Source organism: Aeromicrobium sp. IC_218, assembly GCF_004336805.1.
In the GTDB taxonomy this organism is placed as follows: Bacteria; Actinomycetota; Actinomycetes; order Propionibacteriales; family Nocardioidaceae; genus Aeromicrobium.
Genome location: NZ_SJXM01000010.1, coordinates 39143 through 56676, shown reverse-complemented (window position 1 = coordinate 56676; position 17534 = coordinate 39143). Strand labels below are relative to the sequence as shown.

General features: G+C 73.1%; 16 protein-coding genes. 12 read left to right on the top strand and 4 right to left on the bottom strand.

Annotated features, from left to right (window positions below):
- Nucleotides 1-4: 4 nt before the first annotated feature.
- Both argS and lysA read left to right on the top strand, forming a co-directional pair.
- The gene (gene argS / locus E0W78_RS12010; RefSeq protein WP_131404196.1) at nt 5-1669 is read left to right on the top strand and encodes an arginine--tRNA ligase; all 1665 of its coding nucleotides are present in this window, start codon (nt 5-7) and stop codon (nt 1667-1669) included.
- The gene (lysA, locus tag E0W78_RS12005; protein WP_131404195.1) at nt 1669-3063 is read left to right on the top strand and encodes a diaminopimelate decarboxylase; all 1395 of its coding nucleotides are present in this window, start codon (nt 1669-1671) and stop codon (nt 3061-3063) included. Before argS ends, lysA begins: the two co-directional genes overlap by 1 nt.
- A 150-nt stretch (nt 3064-3213) precedes the next feature.
- Here the strand turns inward: lysA and soxR are convergent, their stop codons facing one another.
- Nucleotides 3214-3690 (bottom strand): redox-sensitive transcriptional activator SoxR, encoded by a 477-nt coding sequence (gene soxR, locus E0W78_RS12000; RefSeq protein ID WP_207392744.1) that lies wholly within the window; start codon nt 3688-3690, stop codon nt 3214-3216.
- Between the two features lie 201 nt (nt 3691-3891).
- Here soxR and E0W78_RS11995 point away from each other — a divergent pair, with 201 nt between their 5' ends.
- A complete protein-coding gene (locus E0W78_RS11995; protein ID WP_165570493.1) occupies nt 3892-5238 on the top strand; it encodes an MFS transporter in 1347 nt (448 codons plus the stop codon).
- Nucleotides 5239-5240: 2 nt separating this feature from the next.
- Here the strand turns inward: E0W78_RS11995 and efeB are convergent, their stop codons facing one another.
- The 3 genes from efeB to efeU are packed head-to-tail and all read right to left on the bottom strand — an operon-like array spanning nt 5241 to nt 8605.
- Nucleotides 5241-6572 carry an iron uptake transporter deferrochelatase/peroxidase subunit gene (efeB, locus tag E0W78_RS11990; RefSeq protein WP_131404193.1) on the bottom strand — a complete coding sequence of 444 codons (1332 nt, stop codon included), beginning with the start codon at nt 6570-6572 and terminating at the stop codon, nt 5241-5243.
- The gene (gene efeO / locus E0W78_RS11985; protein WP_131404192.1) at nt 6569-7747 is read right to left on the bottom strand and encodes an iron uptake system protein EfeO; all 1179 of its coding nucleotides are present in this window, start codon (nt 7745-7747) and stop codon (nt 6569-6571) included. Before efeO ends, efeB begins: the two co-directional genes overlap by 4 nt.
- A 24-nt stretch (nt 7748-7771) precedes the next feature.
- The gene (efeU, locus tag E0W78_RS11980) at nt 7772-8605 is read right to left on the bottom strand and encodes an iron uptake transporter permease EfeU (RefSeq protein ID WP_131404191.1); all 834 of its coding nucleotides are present in this window, start codon (nt 8603-8605) and stop codon (nt 7772-7774) included.
- A gap of 159 nt (nt 8606-8764) precedes the next feature.
- Here efeU and E0W78_RS11975 point away from each other — a divergent pair, with 159 nt between their 5' ends.
- The 9 genes from E0W78_RS11975 (at nt 8765) to E0W78_RS11935 (ending at nt 17510) form a co-directional block, all read left to right on the top strand.
- Nucleotides 8765-10081, top strand: coding sequence for a homoserine dehydrogenase (locus tag E0W78_RS11975; RefSeq protein WP_131404190.1), 1317 nt, complete (start codon nt 8765-8767; stop codon nt 10079-10081).
- The gene (gene thrC / locus E0W78_RS11970) at nt 10078-11154 is read left to right on the top strand and encodes a threonine synthase (RefSeq protein WP_242686337.1); all 1077 of its coding nucleotides are present in this window, start codon (nt 10078-10080) and stop codon (nt 11152-11154) included. Before E0W78_RS11975 ends, thrC begins: the two co-directional genes overlap by 4 nt.
- Nucleotides 11151-12035, top strand: a complete 885-nt coding sequence (gene thrB / locus E0W78_RS11965) for a homoserine kinase (protein ID WP_131404188.1) — start codon at nt 11151-11153, stop codon at nt 12033-12035. Before thrC ends, thrB begins: the two co-directional genes overlap by 4 nt.
- A 178-nt stretch (nt 12036-12213) precedes the next feature.
- On the top strand, nt 12214-14094 hold the full coding sequence (rho, locus tag E0W78_RS11960) for a transcription termination factor Rho (protein ID WP_131404187.1): 1881 nt from the start codon (nt 12214-12216) through the stop codon (nt 14092-14094).
- A 93-nt stretch (nt 14095-14187) separates the two neighbouring features.
- Nucleotides 14188-14676: a glutathione peroxidase gene (locus tag E0W78_RS11955; protein WP_131404186.1), complete on the top strand. Its 489-nt coding sequence runs from the start codon at nt 14188-14190 to the stop codon at nt 14674-14676.
- Between the two features lie 111 nt (nt 14677-14787).
- On the top strand, nt 14788-15000 hold the full coding sequence (gene rpmE / locus E0W78_RS11950; RefSeq protein ID WP_131404185.1) for a 50S ribosomal protein L31: 213 nt from the start codon (nt 14788-14790) through the stop codon (nt 14998-15000).
- A gap of 88 nt (nt 15001-15088) precedes the next feature.
- Nucleotides 15089-16153, top strand: a complete 1065-nt coding sequence (prfA, locus tag E0W78_RS11945) for a peptide chain release factor 1 (protein WP_131404184.1) — start codon at nt 15089-15091, stop codon at nt 16151-16153.
- Nucleotides 16150-16983, top strand: a complete 834-nt coding sequence (prmC, locus tag E0W78_RS11940) for a peptide chain release factor N(5)-glutamine methyltransferase (RefSeq protein ID WP_131404183.1) — start codon at nt 16150-16152, stop codon at nt 16981-16983. Before prfA ends, prmC begins: the two co-directional genes overlap by 4 nt.
- 41 nt (nt 16984-17024) lie before the next feature.
- Nucleotides 17025-17510, top strand: coding sequence for a VTT domain-containing protein (locus E0W78_RS11935; RefSeq protein ID WP_131404182.1), 486 nt, complete (start codon nt 17025-17027; stop codon nt 17508-17510).
- Nucleotides 17511-17534: the final 24 nt, after the last annotated feature.

Here is a 17534-nt window from a genome sequence, read left to right as displayed (position 1 = left end):
TCGGGTGACCCCCGAGCAGCTCTCCCAGTCGATCGTCGCCGCCCTGACGTCCCTCGTGGACGACGGACGCCTGAGCCTCCCCGACGGGGTGCCCGCCACCGTCGTCGTCGAGCGACCCAAGCAGCGCGAGCACGGCGACTACGCCACGAACATCGCGCTCCAGCTCGGCAAGAAGGCCGGCATGAACCCGCGCGAGCTGGCCCAGCTGCTGGCCGACGAGCTGGTCAAGGACGACGGGGTCAGCGCCGCCGAGATCGCCGGCCCGGGCTTCCTCAACCTCCGCGTGGCCGCGGGCGCCCAGGGCGCCCTCGCCGGCCAGGTGCTGGCCGCGGGCGACCGGTACGGACGCAGCGACGCGCTCGCCGGGCAGAACGCCAACCTCGAGTTCATCTCGGCCAACCCCACCGGCCCGCTGCACCTGGGCCACACCCGCTGGGCCGCCGTCGGCGACGCGATCGGTCGCGTCCTCGAGGCCGCCGGCGCCGGCGTCACCCGCGAGTTCTACATCAACGACCGCGGCAACCAGATGGACAAGTTCGGCGCGTCCCTCATGGCCCGCGCGCACGGCGAGCAGCCGCCCGAGGACGGCTACCAGGGCGCGTACGTCGCCGACCTCGCCGCCCAGGTGGTCGAGTCCCACCCGGGCATCCTCGACCTGCCCGAGGCCGAGCAGCTCGTCGCGTTCCGCGAGGGCGGCTACGCGCTGCAGCTCGCCGAGCACCAGTCCGAGCTCGCTGAGATGAACACGCACTTCGACGTGTGGTTCTCCGAGCGGTCGCTGCACGAGTCCGACGCCGTCGAGCGCGGGTTCGAGAAGCTCACCGAGCAGGGCCGGCTGTTCGAGGCCGACGGCGCGCTCTGGATGCGCACCACCGACTTCGGCGACGACAAGGACCGCGTCCTGCGCCGCTCCAACGGCGAGCTCACCTACTTCGCGTCCGACACCGCCTACTACGTCGACAAGCGCGAGCGCGGCTTCGACCCGTGCATCTACCTGCTGGGCGCCGACCACCACGGCTACGTCGGACGCCTCTCGGCCATGGCGGCCTGCGTCGGCGACACGCCCGGCGAGCAGCTGCAGGTGCTCATCGGCCAGCTGGTCAAGATCCTCCAGGACGGCGAGGAGCTCAAGCTCTCCAAGCGCGCCGGCACGATCGTGTCGCTGCGCGAGCTGATCGACCTCATCGGCGTCGACCCGCTGCGCTACACGCTCATCCGCTACCCCTCGGACTCGCCGCTCACGCTGGACGTGGCCGAGATGACGCGGCAGAGCAACGACAACCCGGTCTACTACGTGCAGTACGCGCACGCCCGGCTGTCGTCGATCCTGCGCAACGCCGCCGACCTGGGCGTCACGGTGGACGCCGAGGGCTACGACCCGTCGCTGCTGGCCGAGGAGCGCGAGGGCCAGCTGCTGCGCGCACTGGCCGAGCTGCCGCGCGTCGTCGCCCGCGCCGCCGAGCTGCGCGAGCCGCACCGCGTCGCGCGCTACCTCGAGGACACCGCCTCGACGTTCCACAAGTTCTACGACGTCTGCCGCGTCCTGCCCCAGGGCGACGAGGAGGTCAGCGACCTGCACCGCGCCCGTCTGGTGCTCGTCGCCGCCACCCGCCAGGTCATCGCCAACGGCCTGGGCATCCTCGGCGTCTCGGCCCCGGAGCGCATGTGATGCGGGCGCACGAGGCGGGCGCCATCCACGGCCAGGCCGGCGACCGCGGCCCGGCGTGGCTGCAGCGCCTGGACGACCCCAACGAGCTGGTCGCCCCCCTGTGGGCGTCGAACGTCTCCAAGAGCGACGGCGTGCTCGAGGTCGCGGGCGTCACCGCCCCCGAGCTGGCCGCCGAGTTCGGCACGCCGACGTACGTCGTCGACGAGGACGACTTCCGCTCCCGCGCCCGGGCCTTCCGCGACGCGTTCAGCGGCGCCGACGTCTACTACGCCGGCAAGGCGTTCCTGTGCGTCGCCACGGCCCGCTGGATCGCCGAGGAGGGGCTCAACCTGGACGTGTGCACGGGCGGCGAGCTCGCCGTCGCGCTGCGCGCCGGGTTCCCGACCGAGCGCATCGGCCTGCACGGCAACAACAAGAGCGTCGCCGAGCTGCGTCGCGCGCTCGAGGTGGGCGTCGGCCGCATCATCGTCGACTCCTTCGAGGAGATCGAGCGGCTCGCGGAGCTCACCGCCGAGCTCGGCGTCACCGCTCCGCTCATGGTGCGGGTGACCGCCGGCGTCGAGGCGCACACCCACGAGTACATCTCGACCTCGCACGAGGACCAGAAGTTCGGCTTCTCGATCACCGGTGGCGACGCGCTCGAGGCGGTGCGCCGCATCCTCGACCGTCCCGGCCTGGAGCTGCGCGGCCTGCACTCGCACATCGGCTCGCAGATCTTCGTCACCGACGGCTTCGAGGTCGCCGCCCGCCGCGTGCTGCGGCTGCAGGGCCAGATCGAGCGCGAGCTCGGCGCCGTCCTGCCCGAGCTCGACCTCGGCGGCGGCTTCGGCATCGCCTACACGACCCAGGACGACCCGTCGACGGCCGACGACCTCGCCCGGCGCATGGTCAAGATCGTGCGCGACGAGTGCGCCGCCGAGGGCATCGCGGTGCCCCACCTGTCGATCGAGCCCGGCCGCGCGATCGCGGGTCCGTCCACGTTCACGCTGTACGAGGTCGGCACGACCAAGCAGGTCGCGCTCGACGGCGGTGCCTCGCGCCGGTACGTCTCGGTCGACGGCGGCATGAGCGACAACATCCGCCCGGCCCTCTACGGCGCCGACTACTCGTGCACGCTCGCGTCCCGCACGTCCGACGCGCCCTCGGTCCTGAGCCGCGTCGTCGGCAAGCACTGCGAGAGCGGCGACATCGTGGTCAAGGACGAGTTCATGCCGGCCGACGTCGAGGCGGGCGACCTGCTCGCCGTGCCCGGCACCGGCGCGTACTGCCGCTCGCTGGCCAACAACTACAACCACGTCCCGCGGGCCGCGGTCGTGGCGGTCCGCGACGGCGAGGCGCGGCTCATCCTGCGCCGCGAGGACGAGGACGACCTGCTCCGTCTCGACGTCGGCTGACGTCGCTACCGCTCGGGGAACGTTGTCCCTCGCGAGCGGTGAGTGCTGGTCACTTCCGTCCGGTGGGTGGTGGGTCCTGGTCACTCCACGGCCCACGAGTGACCGTCACTCACCGCTCGGCACCGCCCCCGTGTCCGAAGTGACCACTGCTCACCGCTCGGGGACGTCCTCGAGCGGGCGCAGCAGCCGGCGCGGTCCCGGCCCGTCGGTCGCGAGCTCGTCGTCGGCGTTGTAGAGCGCGCAGCTGCGCAGCGACAGGCAGCCGCACCCGATGCAGCCGTCCAGCGAGTCGCGCAGCCGGGTGAGCTGGTCGATGCGGGCGTCCAGGTCGTCGCGCCACGAGCGCGACAGCCGGGCCCAGTCGGCCTTGGTCGGGCTCCGGTCGCCGGGCAGCGTCGCGAGCGCCTCCTTGATGCGGGCGAGCGAGATGCCGAGTTGCTGGGAGGCGCGGACGAAGGCGAGCCGGCGCAGCACGTCGCGGTGGTAGCGGCGCTGGTTGCCGGCCGTTCGCTCGCTCGTGACCAGGCCCTCGCGCTCGTAGAAGTGCAGCGCCGACACGCTCACCCCGGCGCGGGCGGACGTCTCGCCGGGCGTCAGCAGGTGCCGCCGGTGCTCGGCGTTCGACACGCGGCCTCCTCGCCTTGACCTCAACCGAGGTTGAGGTTGTTCGCTGGCCTCAACCTACTCGAAGGAGCGCTCCATGCGTCCAGCCAGCTCGCGCCGGCTCCAACCCGTCCGGCCCGATCCGCGGGTCGTCCCGCCGTCGACCGTGGCCGCCCACCTGCACCTGTGGGCGAGCCGGTGAGCGCGGGGCCTAGCCTCGACCCCGTGGTGGACGCACGAGGACGCGAGCGGCTCTGGACCGGTCCTCAGGGGGCCGTCGTCGCCGGCGTCTTCGCCACCGCCTTCCTGTTCGCCTTCGAGTCCTACGCCATCGCGACCGCGCTGCCGCTCGTCGCGGCCGACCTCGACGGGCTCTCGCTCGTCGGCGTCTCGTTCGCGGTGATGCTCGCCGCGTCGGTGGTCACCATGACCGTCTCGGCGCCGTGGTGCGACCGCGAGGGGCCGACCCTGCCGCTGCTGACCGGCGTCGCCGGGTTCGTCGGTGGGCTCGTCGTCTCCGGCACCGCGCCGACGATGGAGCTGTTCGTCGTCGGCCGCGCGGTGCAGGGACTCGGGTCCGGCCTGACCACGGTCGCGCTCTACGTGCTGGTGGGGCAGGCGTTCGACGAGCGCGTGCGTCCGCGGGTGTTCGTCGTGCTCACGTCCGCCTGGGTGCTGCCGGCGCTCGTCGGCCCGCCGGTGGCCGGCTGGGTCGCGGAGACCGCCGGCTGGCGCTGGGCGGTGCTCGGCGCGATCGTCCCCGCCGTGCTGGCCGCGCTGCTGCTGGCCCCGGCGCTCGGCACCCCGGGCGCGCACGCGGACGTCCGCCTGCGCCCGCGCCGGCTGCTGCTGGCGACGGTCGCGGCGCTGTCGGTGCTCGCGGTGAGCGTCGCCGGCCAGCGCGGGTTCGCGCTGTGGTGGGTCGCGCTCCTCACCGCGCTCGTGGTGGCCGTGCTGGTCGTGCCGCCGCTCCTGCCGCCGGGCACCTGGACCGGGCGCCGCGGGCTGCCGACGGTCATCGCCACCCGCGGCGTGGTGTCACTGGCCTTCTTCGGCATCGAGGCGTACCTGCCGCTCGCCCTCGTCGAGCACCGCGGCCTGACCCCGACCCAGGGCGGGATGTTCCTGACCGGGGGAGCGGTGCTGTGGTTCAGCGGCTCGTGGCTGGCCGCCAACGTGCCCGCCCTGGCCGACAAGCACCGCCGGGTGCGCCTGGGCGTCGGGCTGGTCGCGCTCGGCAGCGTCGCCGGCGGGCTGGTGCTGGTCGAGGCGGTGCCGCTCGTCCTGCTCGTGCTGCTGTGGCCGCTGGCCGGCCTCGGCATGGGCATGGCCACGTCCACGCTCTCGGTGCTGCTGCTCGAGACCGCTCCGGCCGGCGAGCACGGGGCGGCCAGCGCGGCCATGCAGACCAACGACGCGGTCGTGCAGGCGATGGGGCTCGCGCTCGGCAGCGCGGTGTTCGCCGCGCTGCTGACCCGCTCGAGCGAGACGGCGTTCGCCGCGGTGCTGGGCGCGTCCCCGGTCGTCGCCCTCGCGGCCCTGTGGCTGAGCGGACGCCTGCGCGAGCGCTGAGCTCAGCCCTCGAACAGCTCCTGGCCGACGTACGCCCCGTCGGTGCCGCCGAGCGCGGCGCCGTCGGGGACGCCCGGGGGCACGGCCCACAGGCCCGAGCCGGTGTGCCGCAGGTACTCGCTCATGAGGTCGTCGCGGGCGAGCCGGTTCTGCATCGGGACGTACTGGCGGGCGGGGTCGCGCACGAACGCGACGAAGAACAGCCCGGCGTCCAGGCGGCCGAGGCCGTCCGAGCCGTCGGTGTAGTTGTAGCCGCGGCGCAGGATCCGCTGCCCGTCGTTGCTGCTGGGGTGCGCGAGCCGCACGTGCGACTGCTCGGCGACGAGCGGGACGCCGTCGCGCCCGGCGAGGGCGAAGTCGGGCTCGGTGTGCTCGGTGCCGCCGGAGAGCGGCGCGCCGGTCGTCTTCGTGCGGCCGACGATGGTCTCCTGCTCGCGCAGCGGGGCGCGGTCCCAGGTCTCGATCATCATCCGGATGCGCCGGGCCACGAGGTAGCTGCCGCCGGCCATCCAGGCGGCGGCCGGGTCGTCGCCGGGCTGCACCCAGACGAAGTCGCGGACGGCGTCGGCCTCCTCGGCCTTCACGTTCGCCGTGCCGTCCTTGAACCCGAACAGGTTGCGCGGCGTCGCCTGGCTGGTGGACGTCGACGACGTGCGTCCGTAGCCGAGCTGGCTCCAGCGCACCGCCGCGGTGCCGAAGGCGATCCGCGACAGGTTGCGGACGGCGTGCACCGCGACCTGGGGGTCGTGCGCGCAGGCCTGCACGACGAGGTCGCCGCCGGTGCGGCCGGGCTCGAGCGCGTCGCCGGGGAAGTGCGGCAGGTCCTCCAGCAGCGCCGGACGCCGCGCGGCCAGGCCGAACCGGTCGCGTCCGTCGGCGTCGCGGAACAGCGACGGGCCGAACCCGAACGTGATGGTCAGGCCGCTGGCCGGCAGCCCGTCGGCCTCGCCGGTGTCGTCCGGCGGCGCGTCGTACGGTCCCGAGCCCGGCCCGAAGTCGCCGGCGGGCAGCCCCTGGGTCATGCGGGACGCCGCGTAGGTCCAGGCCCGCAGCAGGGCGACGACGTCGGCCCGCTCGGTGGTGGTGAGGTCGAACGCGGCCATGTGCAGGCGGTCCTGGGCCGGCGTGGTGATGCCGGCCTGGTGGGCACCGGTGAACGCGTAGGCGTCGCCGGTGCCGCCCTCGGCCTGCGGCTCGTCGCCGGCGTGGGCGGCGGCGAGCGTGATGCCCGCGCCCGCCGCGGCACCGGTGGCGGCCGCGGCCCCGGCGAGACCGAGCACCGAGCGCCGGGAGAACCGACGTCCGGTCGCGTCGGTCCCGCCGGGGGAGGTCACAGCACCACGGCCGCGGTCAGCCGGGCCAGCGGCTCGCTCAGCGCGTCGACGGACGCGGCCAGCTGCTTGACCTGGTCCGTCGACAGGGCGTCGTAGCCGACGAAGCCCTCGCCCTCGCGGTGCTGGTCGAGCAGCCCCTGCAACGCCTCGAAACGGGTGTCGAGCTGCGTCGCGAGGGCCTCGTCCTTGGCCACGACGATGTCGCGCAGGCCGTCGTACGCGACCTTGGCGCCGTCGACGTTGGCCTGGAAGTCCCACAGGTCGGTGTGCGACCAGATCTCCTCCTCGCCGGTGACCTTGCCGGTCGCGACCTCGTCGAGCAGGCCCTTGGCGCCGTTGCCGATCGCGGTGGCGTCGATCTCCTGGGCGAACGCGGCGGCGTGGGTGCGGTCGTACAGCTCCTGGGTGTCGGCGAGCAGCTGGTCGGCGTACGTCGCACGCTGGGCCGGGCTCAGCGCGTCGGTGAAGCCCTTCGGCGGCCACAGGTCCTTCTCCAGCCGGTGCCAGCCGGTCCACTCCTGGCCGGCCTCGAGGTCGGCCTCGCGCAGGTCCATGCGCGGGTCGAGGTCGCCGAAGGACTCCGCGACGGGCTCGATGCGCTCCCAGTGGACGCGCGTGGCCGCGTAGAGCTCGCGGGCCCGGTCGTCGTCACCCTGCTCGTACGCCTCCACGAAGTCGCGGGTGCCGGCCAGCAGCTGCTCGGTCTGGTCCTTGACGTACGCGACGTAGTTGGTGGTCGCGGCGGCCACCTGGTCGGCGAGCGCGCCGGTCGGGGCGACGTCCTTGCCCGAGTCGGTGACCGTGAACTCGCCGCGGATGCCGTCGCCGACCATGCCGGGCTTGCACGCGCTGACGTAGGTGCCGGGCTTGGCGGTGACGACGAGGTCGCGGCTCAGGCCGGGGCCGATGTTCTCGACCTCGGAGACGATGCGCAGCCCGTCCTCGGCCAGCAGGTAGAACTCGGTGACGTCCGGCCCGGTGTTCTTGACCGTGAAGACGAGGTTGCCCGAGGGCGCCTCGTCGGCCGACAGCTCGCAGGCGTCGGCCGAGGACTCGACGGCGATCGTGCCGGTGTCCTTCGAGCCGGACGCCGAGGAGTCGGAGTTCTCGGTGCAGGCGGCCAGCGGCAGCAGCAGGGTCGCGGCCACGGCGAGGCCGCGGAGGGGACGGTGCATGGGTTTCCTTCGGTACGGGGTCGCTCAGGCGACGGGGGAGGCGGTGCGACGCGGCGCGGCGAACCAGACGGTGCGGACGAAGAAGGTCAGGGTGGGGACGACGTAGAGCAGCCAGGCGGCGGCCTCGAGCCACGTCGTCGCGGGGGAGAAGTTCAGGACGCCCTTGAGCAGGGTGCCGTACCAGCTCGACGGCGGGACCTGCTCGGACACGTCGAAGGCCAGCGCGTGCAGACCGGGCAGGATGCCGGCCTCCTGCAGGTCGTGGACGCCGTAGGCCAGGACGCCGCCGGCGATGACCACCAGCGCGATGCCGGTCCAGGAGAAGAACAGCCGCAGGTCCAGGCGCACCGCGCCGCGGTAGACCAGCCAGCCGAGCACGACCGCCACGGCCAGGCCCAGGACCGCGCCGAGCAGCGGGTCGGTGGACTCGCCGGTGGCCTGCGCGCTGGCCCACAGGAAGAGCGCGGTCTCCAGCCCCTCGCGGCCCACGGCGAGCAGCGCCATGAGGACGATCGCCCAGCGTCCGCCCTCGACGGCCGCATCGAGCCGGCTGGTGAGGTCGGACTTGAGGTGACGGGCGGTGTTCGCCATCCAGAAGATCATCCAGGTGATCAGCCCGACGGCGACGATCGACAGGGTGCCGCCGATGGCCTCCTGCGCCTCGAACGTCAGCCCGCGGGGGCCGTAGGTGAGCGCGGCGCCGAAGCCGAGCGAGATCGCCGCGGCGAGGGCGACGCCGCTCCACAGCGGCAGCAGCAGGTCGCGGCGGCCGGTCTTGACCAGGTACGCCACGAGGATGCCGACGACCAGCGCGGCCTCGAGACCCTCGCGCAGGCCGATCAGGAAGTTGGCGAACATGGACGTCCTGTCAGGTGAGCATTGCCTAAGTGAGCAGAGGCACTGTACGCCCACGGATGCGGAGCGCAAGCATCCCCGCGTCCGAGGGGCGGGACGGGCGTCCGTCTCGTCGTCGCCGCCCCGGCCTCCGCCGGGCGCGAAGGCCGATACCCTGGCCCCGTGACCAGCGACAAGCCCAGCCCCCGGCCGCTCAAGGTCGCCCTGCTCGGCTGCGGGGTCGTCGGCTCCGACGTCGCGCGGCTGCTGACCCAGGACGCCGACGAGCTCGCCCGACGCATCGGCGCGCCCGTCGAGCTGGTCGGCATCGCCGTGCGCCGCCCGGGCCGCGAGCGCGAGCTCGACCTGCCCGCCGAGCTCTTCACGACCGACGCCAAGGCGCTCGTCTCGCGCGGCGACCTGGACGTGGTGGTGGAGGTCATCGGCGGCATCGAGCCGGCCCGCGACCTCATCCTCACCGCCCTCGAGCACGGCGCCTCGGTCGTCACGGCCAACAAGGCGCTGCTCGCCGAGGACGGCGCGACCCTCTACGAGGCGGCGGCCAAGGCCGGACGCGACCTGTTCTACGAGGCGGCCGTGGCCGGCGCCATCCCGATCGTCCGCCCGCTGCGCGAGTCGCTGGCCGGCGACCGCGTCACCCGCGTGCTGGGCATCGTCAACGGCACCACCAACTTCATCCTGGACGCCATGACGTCCACCGGCGCCGACTTCGCCGAGGCGCTGGAGGAGGCGCAGGCCCTGGGCTACGCCGAGGCCGACCCGACCGCCGACGTCGAGGGCTTCGACGCCGCCGCCAAGGCCGCGATCCTGGCCAGCCTGGCCTTCCACACCCGCGTGACCATGGACGACGTCCACCGCGAGGGCATCAGCGACGTCACCGCCGCGCACGTGGCCTCGGCGGCCGAGCGCGGCTCGGTGGTCAAGCTGCTGGCCATCTGCGAGCGGCACGAGACGCCCGACGGGCCGGCCGTGTCGGCCCGCGTGCACCCCGCGATGATCCCCGACGACCACCCGCTGGCCAGCGTCCGCGGCGCGTTCAACGCCGTGTTCGTCGAGAGCGAGTCGGCCGGTCAGCTGATGTTCTACGGCCCCGGCGCGGGCGGCGCTCCCACCGCGTCGGCCGTGCTCGGCGACCTCGTCACCGTGGCCCGCAACCGGGTCGACGGCGTCTTCGGGCCCGGCGAGTCCAGCCACGCCCAGCTCGAGGTGCTCGGCATGGGCCGCACCCGCACGGCGTACCACATCTCGCTCGACGTGGCCGACCGTCCGGGCGTGCTCGCCGCGGTCGCGCAGGCCTTCGCCGAGCAGGAGGTCTCCATCCGCACCGTCCACCAGGAGGGCCACGGCGACGACGCGACGCTCGTGGTCGTCACCCACGTCGCCGACGACGCCGCGCTCTCGGCGACCGTGGCGCGGCTGCGCGACCTCGACATGGTCCGCGGCGTCTCGTCGGTCATGCGCGTCGAGGGAGGCCGCTGATGCCCGCACGTGCCCACCTGTGGCGAGGCGTGATCGAGGAGTACCGCGACTGGATGCCCGAGCGGGCCACGACGCACGTGGTCTCGCTCGGCGAGGGCGGCACGCCGCTCGTGCACAGCGCCTGGCTGTCCGGACTGGTCGGCGGCGACGTCCACGTCAAGGTCGAGGGCGCCAACCCCACCGGCTCGTTCAAGGACCGGGGCATGACCGCCGCGATCTCCGCGGCCGTCGCCGAGGGGGCGAAGGCGGTCGTCTGCGCGTCCACCGGCAACACGTCCGCCTCGATGACCGCGTACGCCGCCAAGGCCGGGCTCACCCCGGTCGTGCTCGTGCCGCACGGCAAGATCGCCGCCGGCAAGATGGCCCAGGCGGTCATGCACGGGGCCGAGGTCATCCAGGTCCGCGGCGGGTTCGACGAGTGCCTCATGCTCTCGCGCGGCCTGGCCGAGAAGTACCCCGTGGCGCTGGTGAACTCGGTCAACCCGGTCCGGCTCGAGGGCCAGAAGACCGCCGCGTTCGAGATCGTCGACGCGCTCGACCGCGCCCCGGACGTGCACGTGCTCCCGGTCGGCAACGCCGGCAACATCTCGGCCTACTGGATGGGCTTCCAGCAGTACGCGCGCGAGGGCATGGCCCAGGGCACGCCCGCGCTGTGGGGCTTCCAGGCCGAGGGCGCGGCGCCGATCGTGCGCGGCGAGGTCGTCACGACCCCCGAGACGGTCGCCACCGCCATCCGCATCGGCAACCCGGCGTCCTGGCAGCTGGCCACCGCGGCCCGCGACGAGTCCGGGGGCCTCATCGAGGCGGTCTCGGACGAGCAGATCCTGGCCGCCCAGCGGGCGCTGGCCTCGCACGACGGCATCTTCGTCGAGCCGGGATCGGCGGCCAGCGTCGCCGGCCTGCTGAGCCTGGTCGAGGCCGGACGCGTCGAGCGCGGGCTCACCATCAGCGTCACGGTCACCGGCCACGGGCTCAAGGACACCGACACCGCACTGTCCGGCGTCGGCTCGATCGTCGACTCGGTCATCGACGCCGACGTCGACGAGGCGGCCGCCGCGGCCGGTCTCGCATGACCTTCGTCGACGGCCCGGTCAGCGTCCACACGCCGGCCAGCAGCGCCAACCTCGGCCCCGGTTTCGACGCGTTCGGCCTGGCGCTGACGCTCGGCGACACGCTGACCGCGGAGGTCACCGACGACGGGCTGGACGTCCACGTCGAGGGGGAGGGCGCCACCGACGTGCCCCGCGACGAGTCGCACCTGGTGCTCCGTTCGATGCACGCCGCGTTCGACCTCATGGGCGTGAAGCCCCAGGGCCTGCGCCTGTCGTGCCGCAACGTCGTGCCGCACGCGCGGGGCCTCGGCTCGTCCAGCGCCGCGATCGTCGGCGGCATCGCGCTGGCCCGCGCGCTCGTGCGCGACAGCGAGGTGCTCATGGACGACCTCGCCGCCTTCCAGCTGGCCACCGACCTCGAGGGCCACCCCGACAACGTCGCCGCCGCGCAGTTCGGCGGGTTCACCATCGCGTGGCTCGACGGGTACGCCGCCTCGGTGCACCGGCTCGACGTCGTCGCGGAGGTCACCGTGCTCGTGCCGCCGGAGCCGGTGTCGACCGAGCTCGCCCGCGGCCTGCTGCCCGACACCGTCCCGCACCGCGACGCCGCCGCCAACGCCGGACGCGCCGCGCTGCTCGTGGCCGCGCTCACCGGCGCCCCCGGCCTGCTGCTGCCGGCCACCGAGGACCTGCTGCACCAGTCCTTCCGGGCCCCGGCGATGCCCGAGTCGCACAAGGTGATGCGGGCCCTGCGCGTCGAGGGCGTCCCGGCGGTCGTCTCCGGGGCCGGGCCCACCGTGCTGGCCTTCGGCCGCGGCGTCGGCCACGTGGCCCCGGACGGCTGGGCGGTGCACGAGGTCGAGGTGGCCGCCCGCGGTGTCCACCGCGTCGACACGCCCTGAGGGGTTGGGAACAATCCCGGCACCCGTGGTGCTATGGTCGACGTAGTCGGAGTTCGAGAGTCCCTCTCCCCGACGGAGCAGTTCCCCCAGGCGCCTGTGCTCATGTGCGAGCCGGGCCTACCTTCACACACCCGGCTCTCCGGGTGGAGGCCTCCGTGCCTCCTGAATAGGAATCCACGTGACTGACACGATCGACACCACCCCCGAGGCTGCCGCCACCGACGCTCCCGCGGCCGAGAAGCCTCGCCGCACCACCGGCGGTCTCGCCGGCAAGAAGATCGCCGAGCTGCAGGAGATCGCCTCCGGCCTCGGCGTCAACGGCGCCGGGCTGCGCAAGAGCGCGCTCATCGACGCCATCAAGTCCGCCCAGGGCGGTGCCCCCGCCGCGAAGGCGGAGAAGGCCGAGAAGCCGGCCAAGGCCGAGAAGCCCGCCGCCGCCGCCGCCAAGGCCGACGACAAGCCCGCCGACGAGCGTCCGGCGCGCCAGGAGCGCCAGCGCGGCGACCGCGGCGCCCGCGCCGAGGGCGACAGGAACGAGCGTCCCGCCAAGAACGACGGCGACAAGAACGAGCGTCCGGCCAAGAACGAGGGTGGCGACAAGAACGAGCGTCGCCAGGACGGCGACAAGAACGACGCGCAGGGCAAGAACGAGGGCCAGCGCGAGCGCAACCGCCAGGGCAACCGCGGCGGCGACGACGACAACCGCGGCGAGGGCCGCGAGCGCAACCGTCAGGGCGGCCGCAACAACGACCGCGGCAACAACAACGACGGCGGCGGCAACCGCGACCGCGGCAACCAGCGCGAGGACCGCGGCCCGCGCGACGACGACGACTTCGGCGGCGGCAACCGTCGTGGCCGCAACCGCAACCGGAACCGCAGCCGCAACCGTGACCGCGGCATGGAGGTCGAGCCGACCTACACCGAGGACGACGTCCTGGTGCCCGCGGCCGGCATCCTCGACATCCTGGACAACTACGCGTTCGTGCGCACGACGGGCTACCTGCCCAGCGAGAACGACGTCTACGTCTCGCTCTCCATGGCTCGCAAGTGGGGCCTGCGCAAGGGCGACGCGATCGTCGGCCAGGTGCGCCAGCCCCGCGAGGGCGAGCGCAAGGAGAAGTTCAACCCGATGGTGCGCATCGACTCCGTCAACGGCATGACGCTGGAGGAGTCGCGCAGCCGCGTCGAGTTCGGCAAGCTCACCCCGCTGTACCCGTCCGAGCGCCTGCGCCTGGAGCGCGAGGGCAACCTCGCCGGCCGAGTCATCGACCTCGTGTCGCCGATCGGCAAGGGCCAGCGCGGCCTCATCGTCTCGCCCCCGAAGGCGGGCAAGACGATGATCATGCAGTCGATCGCCAACGCGATCACCGAGAACAACCCCGAGTGCCACCTGATGATCGTCCTGGTCGACGAGCGTCCCGAGGAGGTCACCGACTTCCAGCGCACCGTCAAGGGCGAGGTCATCTCCTCGACCTTCGACCGTCCGGCCTCGGACCACACCACGGTCGCCGAGCTCGCGATCGAGCGGGCCAAGCGCCTGGTCGAGCTGGGCCACGACGTCGTCGTCCTGCTCGACGGCATCACCCGCCTGGGCCGCGCGTACAACATCGCGGCGCCCGCGTCGGGTCGCATCATGTCCGGTGGTGTCGACTCCTCGGCGCTGTACCCGCCGAAGAAGTTCTTCGGCGCCGCGCGCAACATCGAGGACGGCGGCTCGCTGACCATCCTGGCGACCGCGCTGGTCGAGACCGGCTCGCGCATGGACGAGGTCATCTTCGAGGAGTTCAAGGGCACCGGAAACATGGAGCTGCGCCTGCGCCGCGACTTCGCGGACAAGCGCATCTTCCCGGCCATCGACGTCCTGGGCTCGAGCACGCGCCGCGAGGAGCTGCTCATGGCCAAGGACGAGCTCGCCATCGTCTGGAAGCTGCGCCGGGTCCTGTCGGGCCTGGAGGGCCAGGCCGGCCTGGAGCTCGTGCTCGACAAGCTCAAGAAGAGCGCGAGCAACGCCGAGTTCCTCATGCAGATCTCCAAGACGATGCCCGGCGAGCACGCCTGACGCACGTCCCCCGGCGAGCCCGTCCCACCTCGGTGGGGCGGGCTCGTCCGCGTCCTGGGCGCGTCATGACCGGGACGGCCCTACGCTGGCGCCGTGACCACTGCCCACGACTTCGACGCCACCGCGATCGACGGCCTGCAGCGCCAGCTCGCCGACTACCGCGGCAAGGTGATGCTCATCGTCAACACCGCCTCCCAGTGCGGCTTCACCCCGCAGTACAAGGGGCTCGAGGCGCTCTACCAGGAGTACGTCGACCGGGGCCTGGTCGTGCTCGGCTTCCCGTGCGACCAGTTCGGCGGCCAGGAGCTGGGGGAGGAGGCGGAGATCGCCGACTTCTGCGAGCGCAACTTCGGCGTCACCTTCCCGCTGTTCGCCAAGGTCGACGTCAACGGCAAGGACGCCCACCCGCTGTTCCAGTGGCTCAAGTCCGAGAAGTCCGGCCTGCTGGGCAGCGGCGCGATCAAGTGGAACTTCACCAAGTTCCTGGTCGACGCCGACGGCCGGGTCGTGAAGCGGTACGGCTCGACCACCAAGCCCGAGGACATCGCGAGCGACATCGAGAAGCTGCTGCCCGCGGAATAGATCCGTACCCGATTTCCTTGTAGCGGGTACCACCTGGCAGTATTGATCCTCGGTTCTGGTTCACGTGACGCACTCCGCGCCCGACCCAGCGGCCGTGACGAGAGGACACCCATGAAGAGCGAGATCCACCCCACCTACGTGGAGACCCAGGTCACCTGCACCTGCGGCAACACCTTCACCACGCGCAGCACCAAGGACGACGGTGTCATCCGCGCCGACGTGTGCTCGGCGTGCCACCCGTTCTACACCGGCAAGCAGAAGATCCTCGACACCGGCGGCCGCGTCGCCCGCTTCGAGAAGCGCTACGGCAAGCGCGAGGCCTAGCTGGTCCACGGCGCCGGTCCCACCTGCACAGGTGGGGCCGGCGCCGTCGTTCTACCCCCACCCCTCTTCGCCCGCAGGAGCCGCAGACATGTTCGAGGCCGTCGACTCGCTCGTCGCCGAGCACGCCGAGCTGGAGCAGCGCATGGCCGACCCGGCCGTGCACGCCGACCCGGCGACCGCGAAGCGCCTGGGCCGGCGCTACGCCGAGCTGTCGGCGATCGTGCGCACGTACCGCGAGTGGCAGCAGACCACCGAGGACCTCGAGGCGGCCCGCGAGCTCGACATGGCCGACGAGGCCGCCGAGCTCGAGCAGCGGCTGCCCGCGCTGTCCGAGCGCCTGCAGCACCTGCTCGTGCCGCGCGACCCGGCCGACTCCAAGGACGTCATCGTCGAGGTCAAGGGCGGCGAGGGCGGCGAGGAGTCGGCGCTGTTCGCCGGCGACCTGCTGCGCATGTACACCCGCTTCGCCGAGCAGCAGGGCTGGACGACCGAGGTGCTGGACTCGACCGAGTCCGCGCTCGGTGGCTACAAGTCGGTCACCGTCGCGGTGAAGGCCAAGGGCACGCCCGAGCCGGGGGAGGCCCCCTACGCGAAGCTCAAGTTCGAGGGTGGCGTCCACCGCGTGCAGCGCGTGCCGGTCACCGAGAGCCAGGGCCGCATCCACACGTCCGCGGCGGGCGTCCTGGTGCTGCCCGAGGCCGAGGACGTCGACGTCGAGATCCACGACAACGACCTGCGCATCGACGTCTACCGCTCGTCCGGTCCCGGCGGCCAGAGCGTCAACACGACCGACTCCGCCGTCCGCATCACCCACCTGCCCACCGGCATCGTGGCCAGCTGCCAGAACGAGAAGAGCCAGCTGCAGAACAAGGAGCAGGCGATGCGCATCCTGCGCGCCCGCCTGCTGGAGGCGGCCCAGGCCGCCGCCGACGCCGAGGCGTCCGACGCCCGGCGCTCCCAGGTGCGCACCGTCGACCGGTCCGAGCGCATCCGCACCTACAACTTCCCCGAGAACCGCATCAGCGACCACCGCACCGGGTTCAAGGCCTACAACCTCGACCAGGTGATGGACGGCGCGCTCGGCGACGTCATCACCTCGCTCGTCGAGGCCGACCTGGCCGAGCGCCTGGCGTCGCTGGAGACCCGCTCGTGAAGGGTGACCGGCTGATCGCCGAGGCGACGCAGACGCTGGCCGAGGCCGAGGTGCCGAGCCCCCGCGTCGACGCCGAGCTGCTGCTGTCCCACGTCACCGGCGTGCCCCGGGCGATGGTGGCGGGCAAGTTCGTCGACGCGCGCCAGCGCGACACGTACGCCGAGATGATCGCCGCGCGGGCCCGCCGGGTGCCGCTGCAGCACATCACCGGCACCGCCGCCTTCCGCTACGTCGACCTCGAGGTCGGTCCGGGCGTGTTCGTGCCGCGGCCCGAGACCGAGGTCGTCGCCGGCTGGGCGATCGACCGGGCCAAGGCGGTCGACGAGCCGGTCGTGGTCGACCTGTGCACCGGCTCCGGCGCGATCGCGCTGTCGGTCGTCCACGAGGTCCCCGGCGCGCGCGTCCATGCCGTCGAGCTGGACGAGAAGGCGCTGCAGTGGGCGCACCAGAACCTCGACGGCGCGGGGGTCGACCTGCGCGGGGGCGACATGGCCGACGCGTTCCCCGACCTCGACGGCACCGTCGACGTGGTCGTCTCCAACCCGCCGTACATCCCGCTCGAGGCGTGGGAGAGCGTCACCGCCGAGGTGCGCGACCACGACCCGTCGCTGGCGCTGTGGTCCGGCGACGACGGCCTGGACGCCATGCGGGTGCTCGAGCGCACCGCGCGCCGGCTGCTCAAGCCCGGCGGGGTGGTGTGCGCCGAGCACGCCGACGCGCAGGGCGAGAGCGCTCCCGCGGTGTTCGTCGGCACCGGCCGCTGGGACGACGTCCGCGACCACCCGGACCTCACCGGCCGCGCTCGTTTCGTCACCGCCACGCGGCGCTGAGCCGCCGCCGGGGCCTCACAGCCCGCCGATAGGGTGGGCGGGTGCTGCAGGACCTGGTCATCGTCGCCGCGGCCTTCGGCTTCGGCGTCGGCTCGGCCATCCTGCCGATCTTCCTCAACGCGGAGGCGTACGTCATCGCGTCCGCCGCGCTCATGGACGACACCACGCTCGTGGTGGCCATCGTGAGCCTGGTCGTCGGCACCGTGGCCGGCAAGGCGATCGTCTTCGAGGCCGCCCGCCAGGGCAAGCGCAAGCTGGACGAGCGCGGCACGCCGAGGCCGCCCCGCAACCGGTTCACCGCCTCCGTGCGCCGCGCGAGCGACTGGATGCTCGGCCTGCTCGACCGCAAGTGGGCCGGCGGGCTCACCGTGCTGGCGTCCTCGCTGGTCGGCGTCCCGCCCCTGGCCGTCGTCAGCATCCTGGCCGGCCTGTCGAAGCAGCCGCTGTGGCTGTTCCTCACCCTCGTGGGCGTCGGCCGGCTGGTCCAGTTCCTGGCCATCGCCTTCGTCTTCCACGCGGTGTTCTGAGCCCGTGCGGCCCGCGCCTAGGAT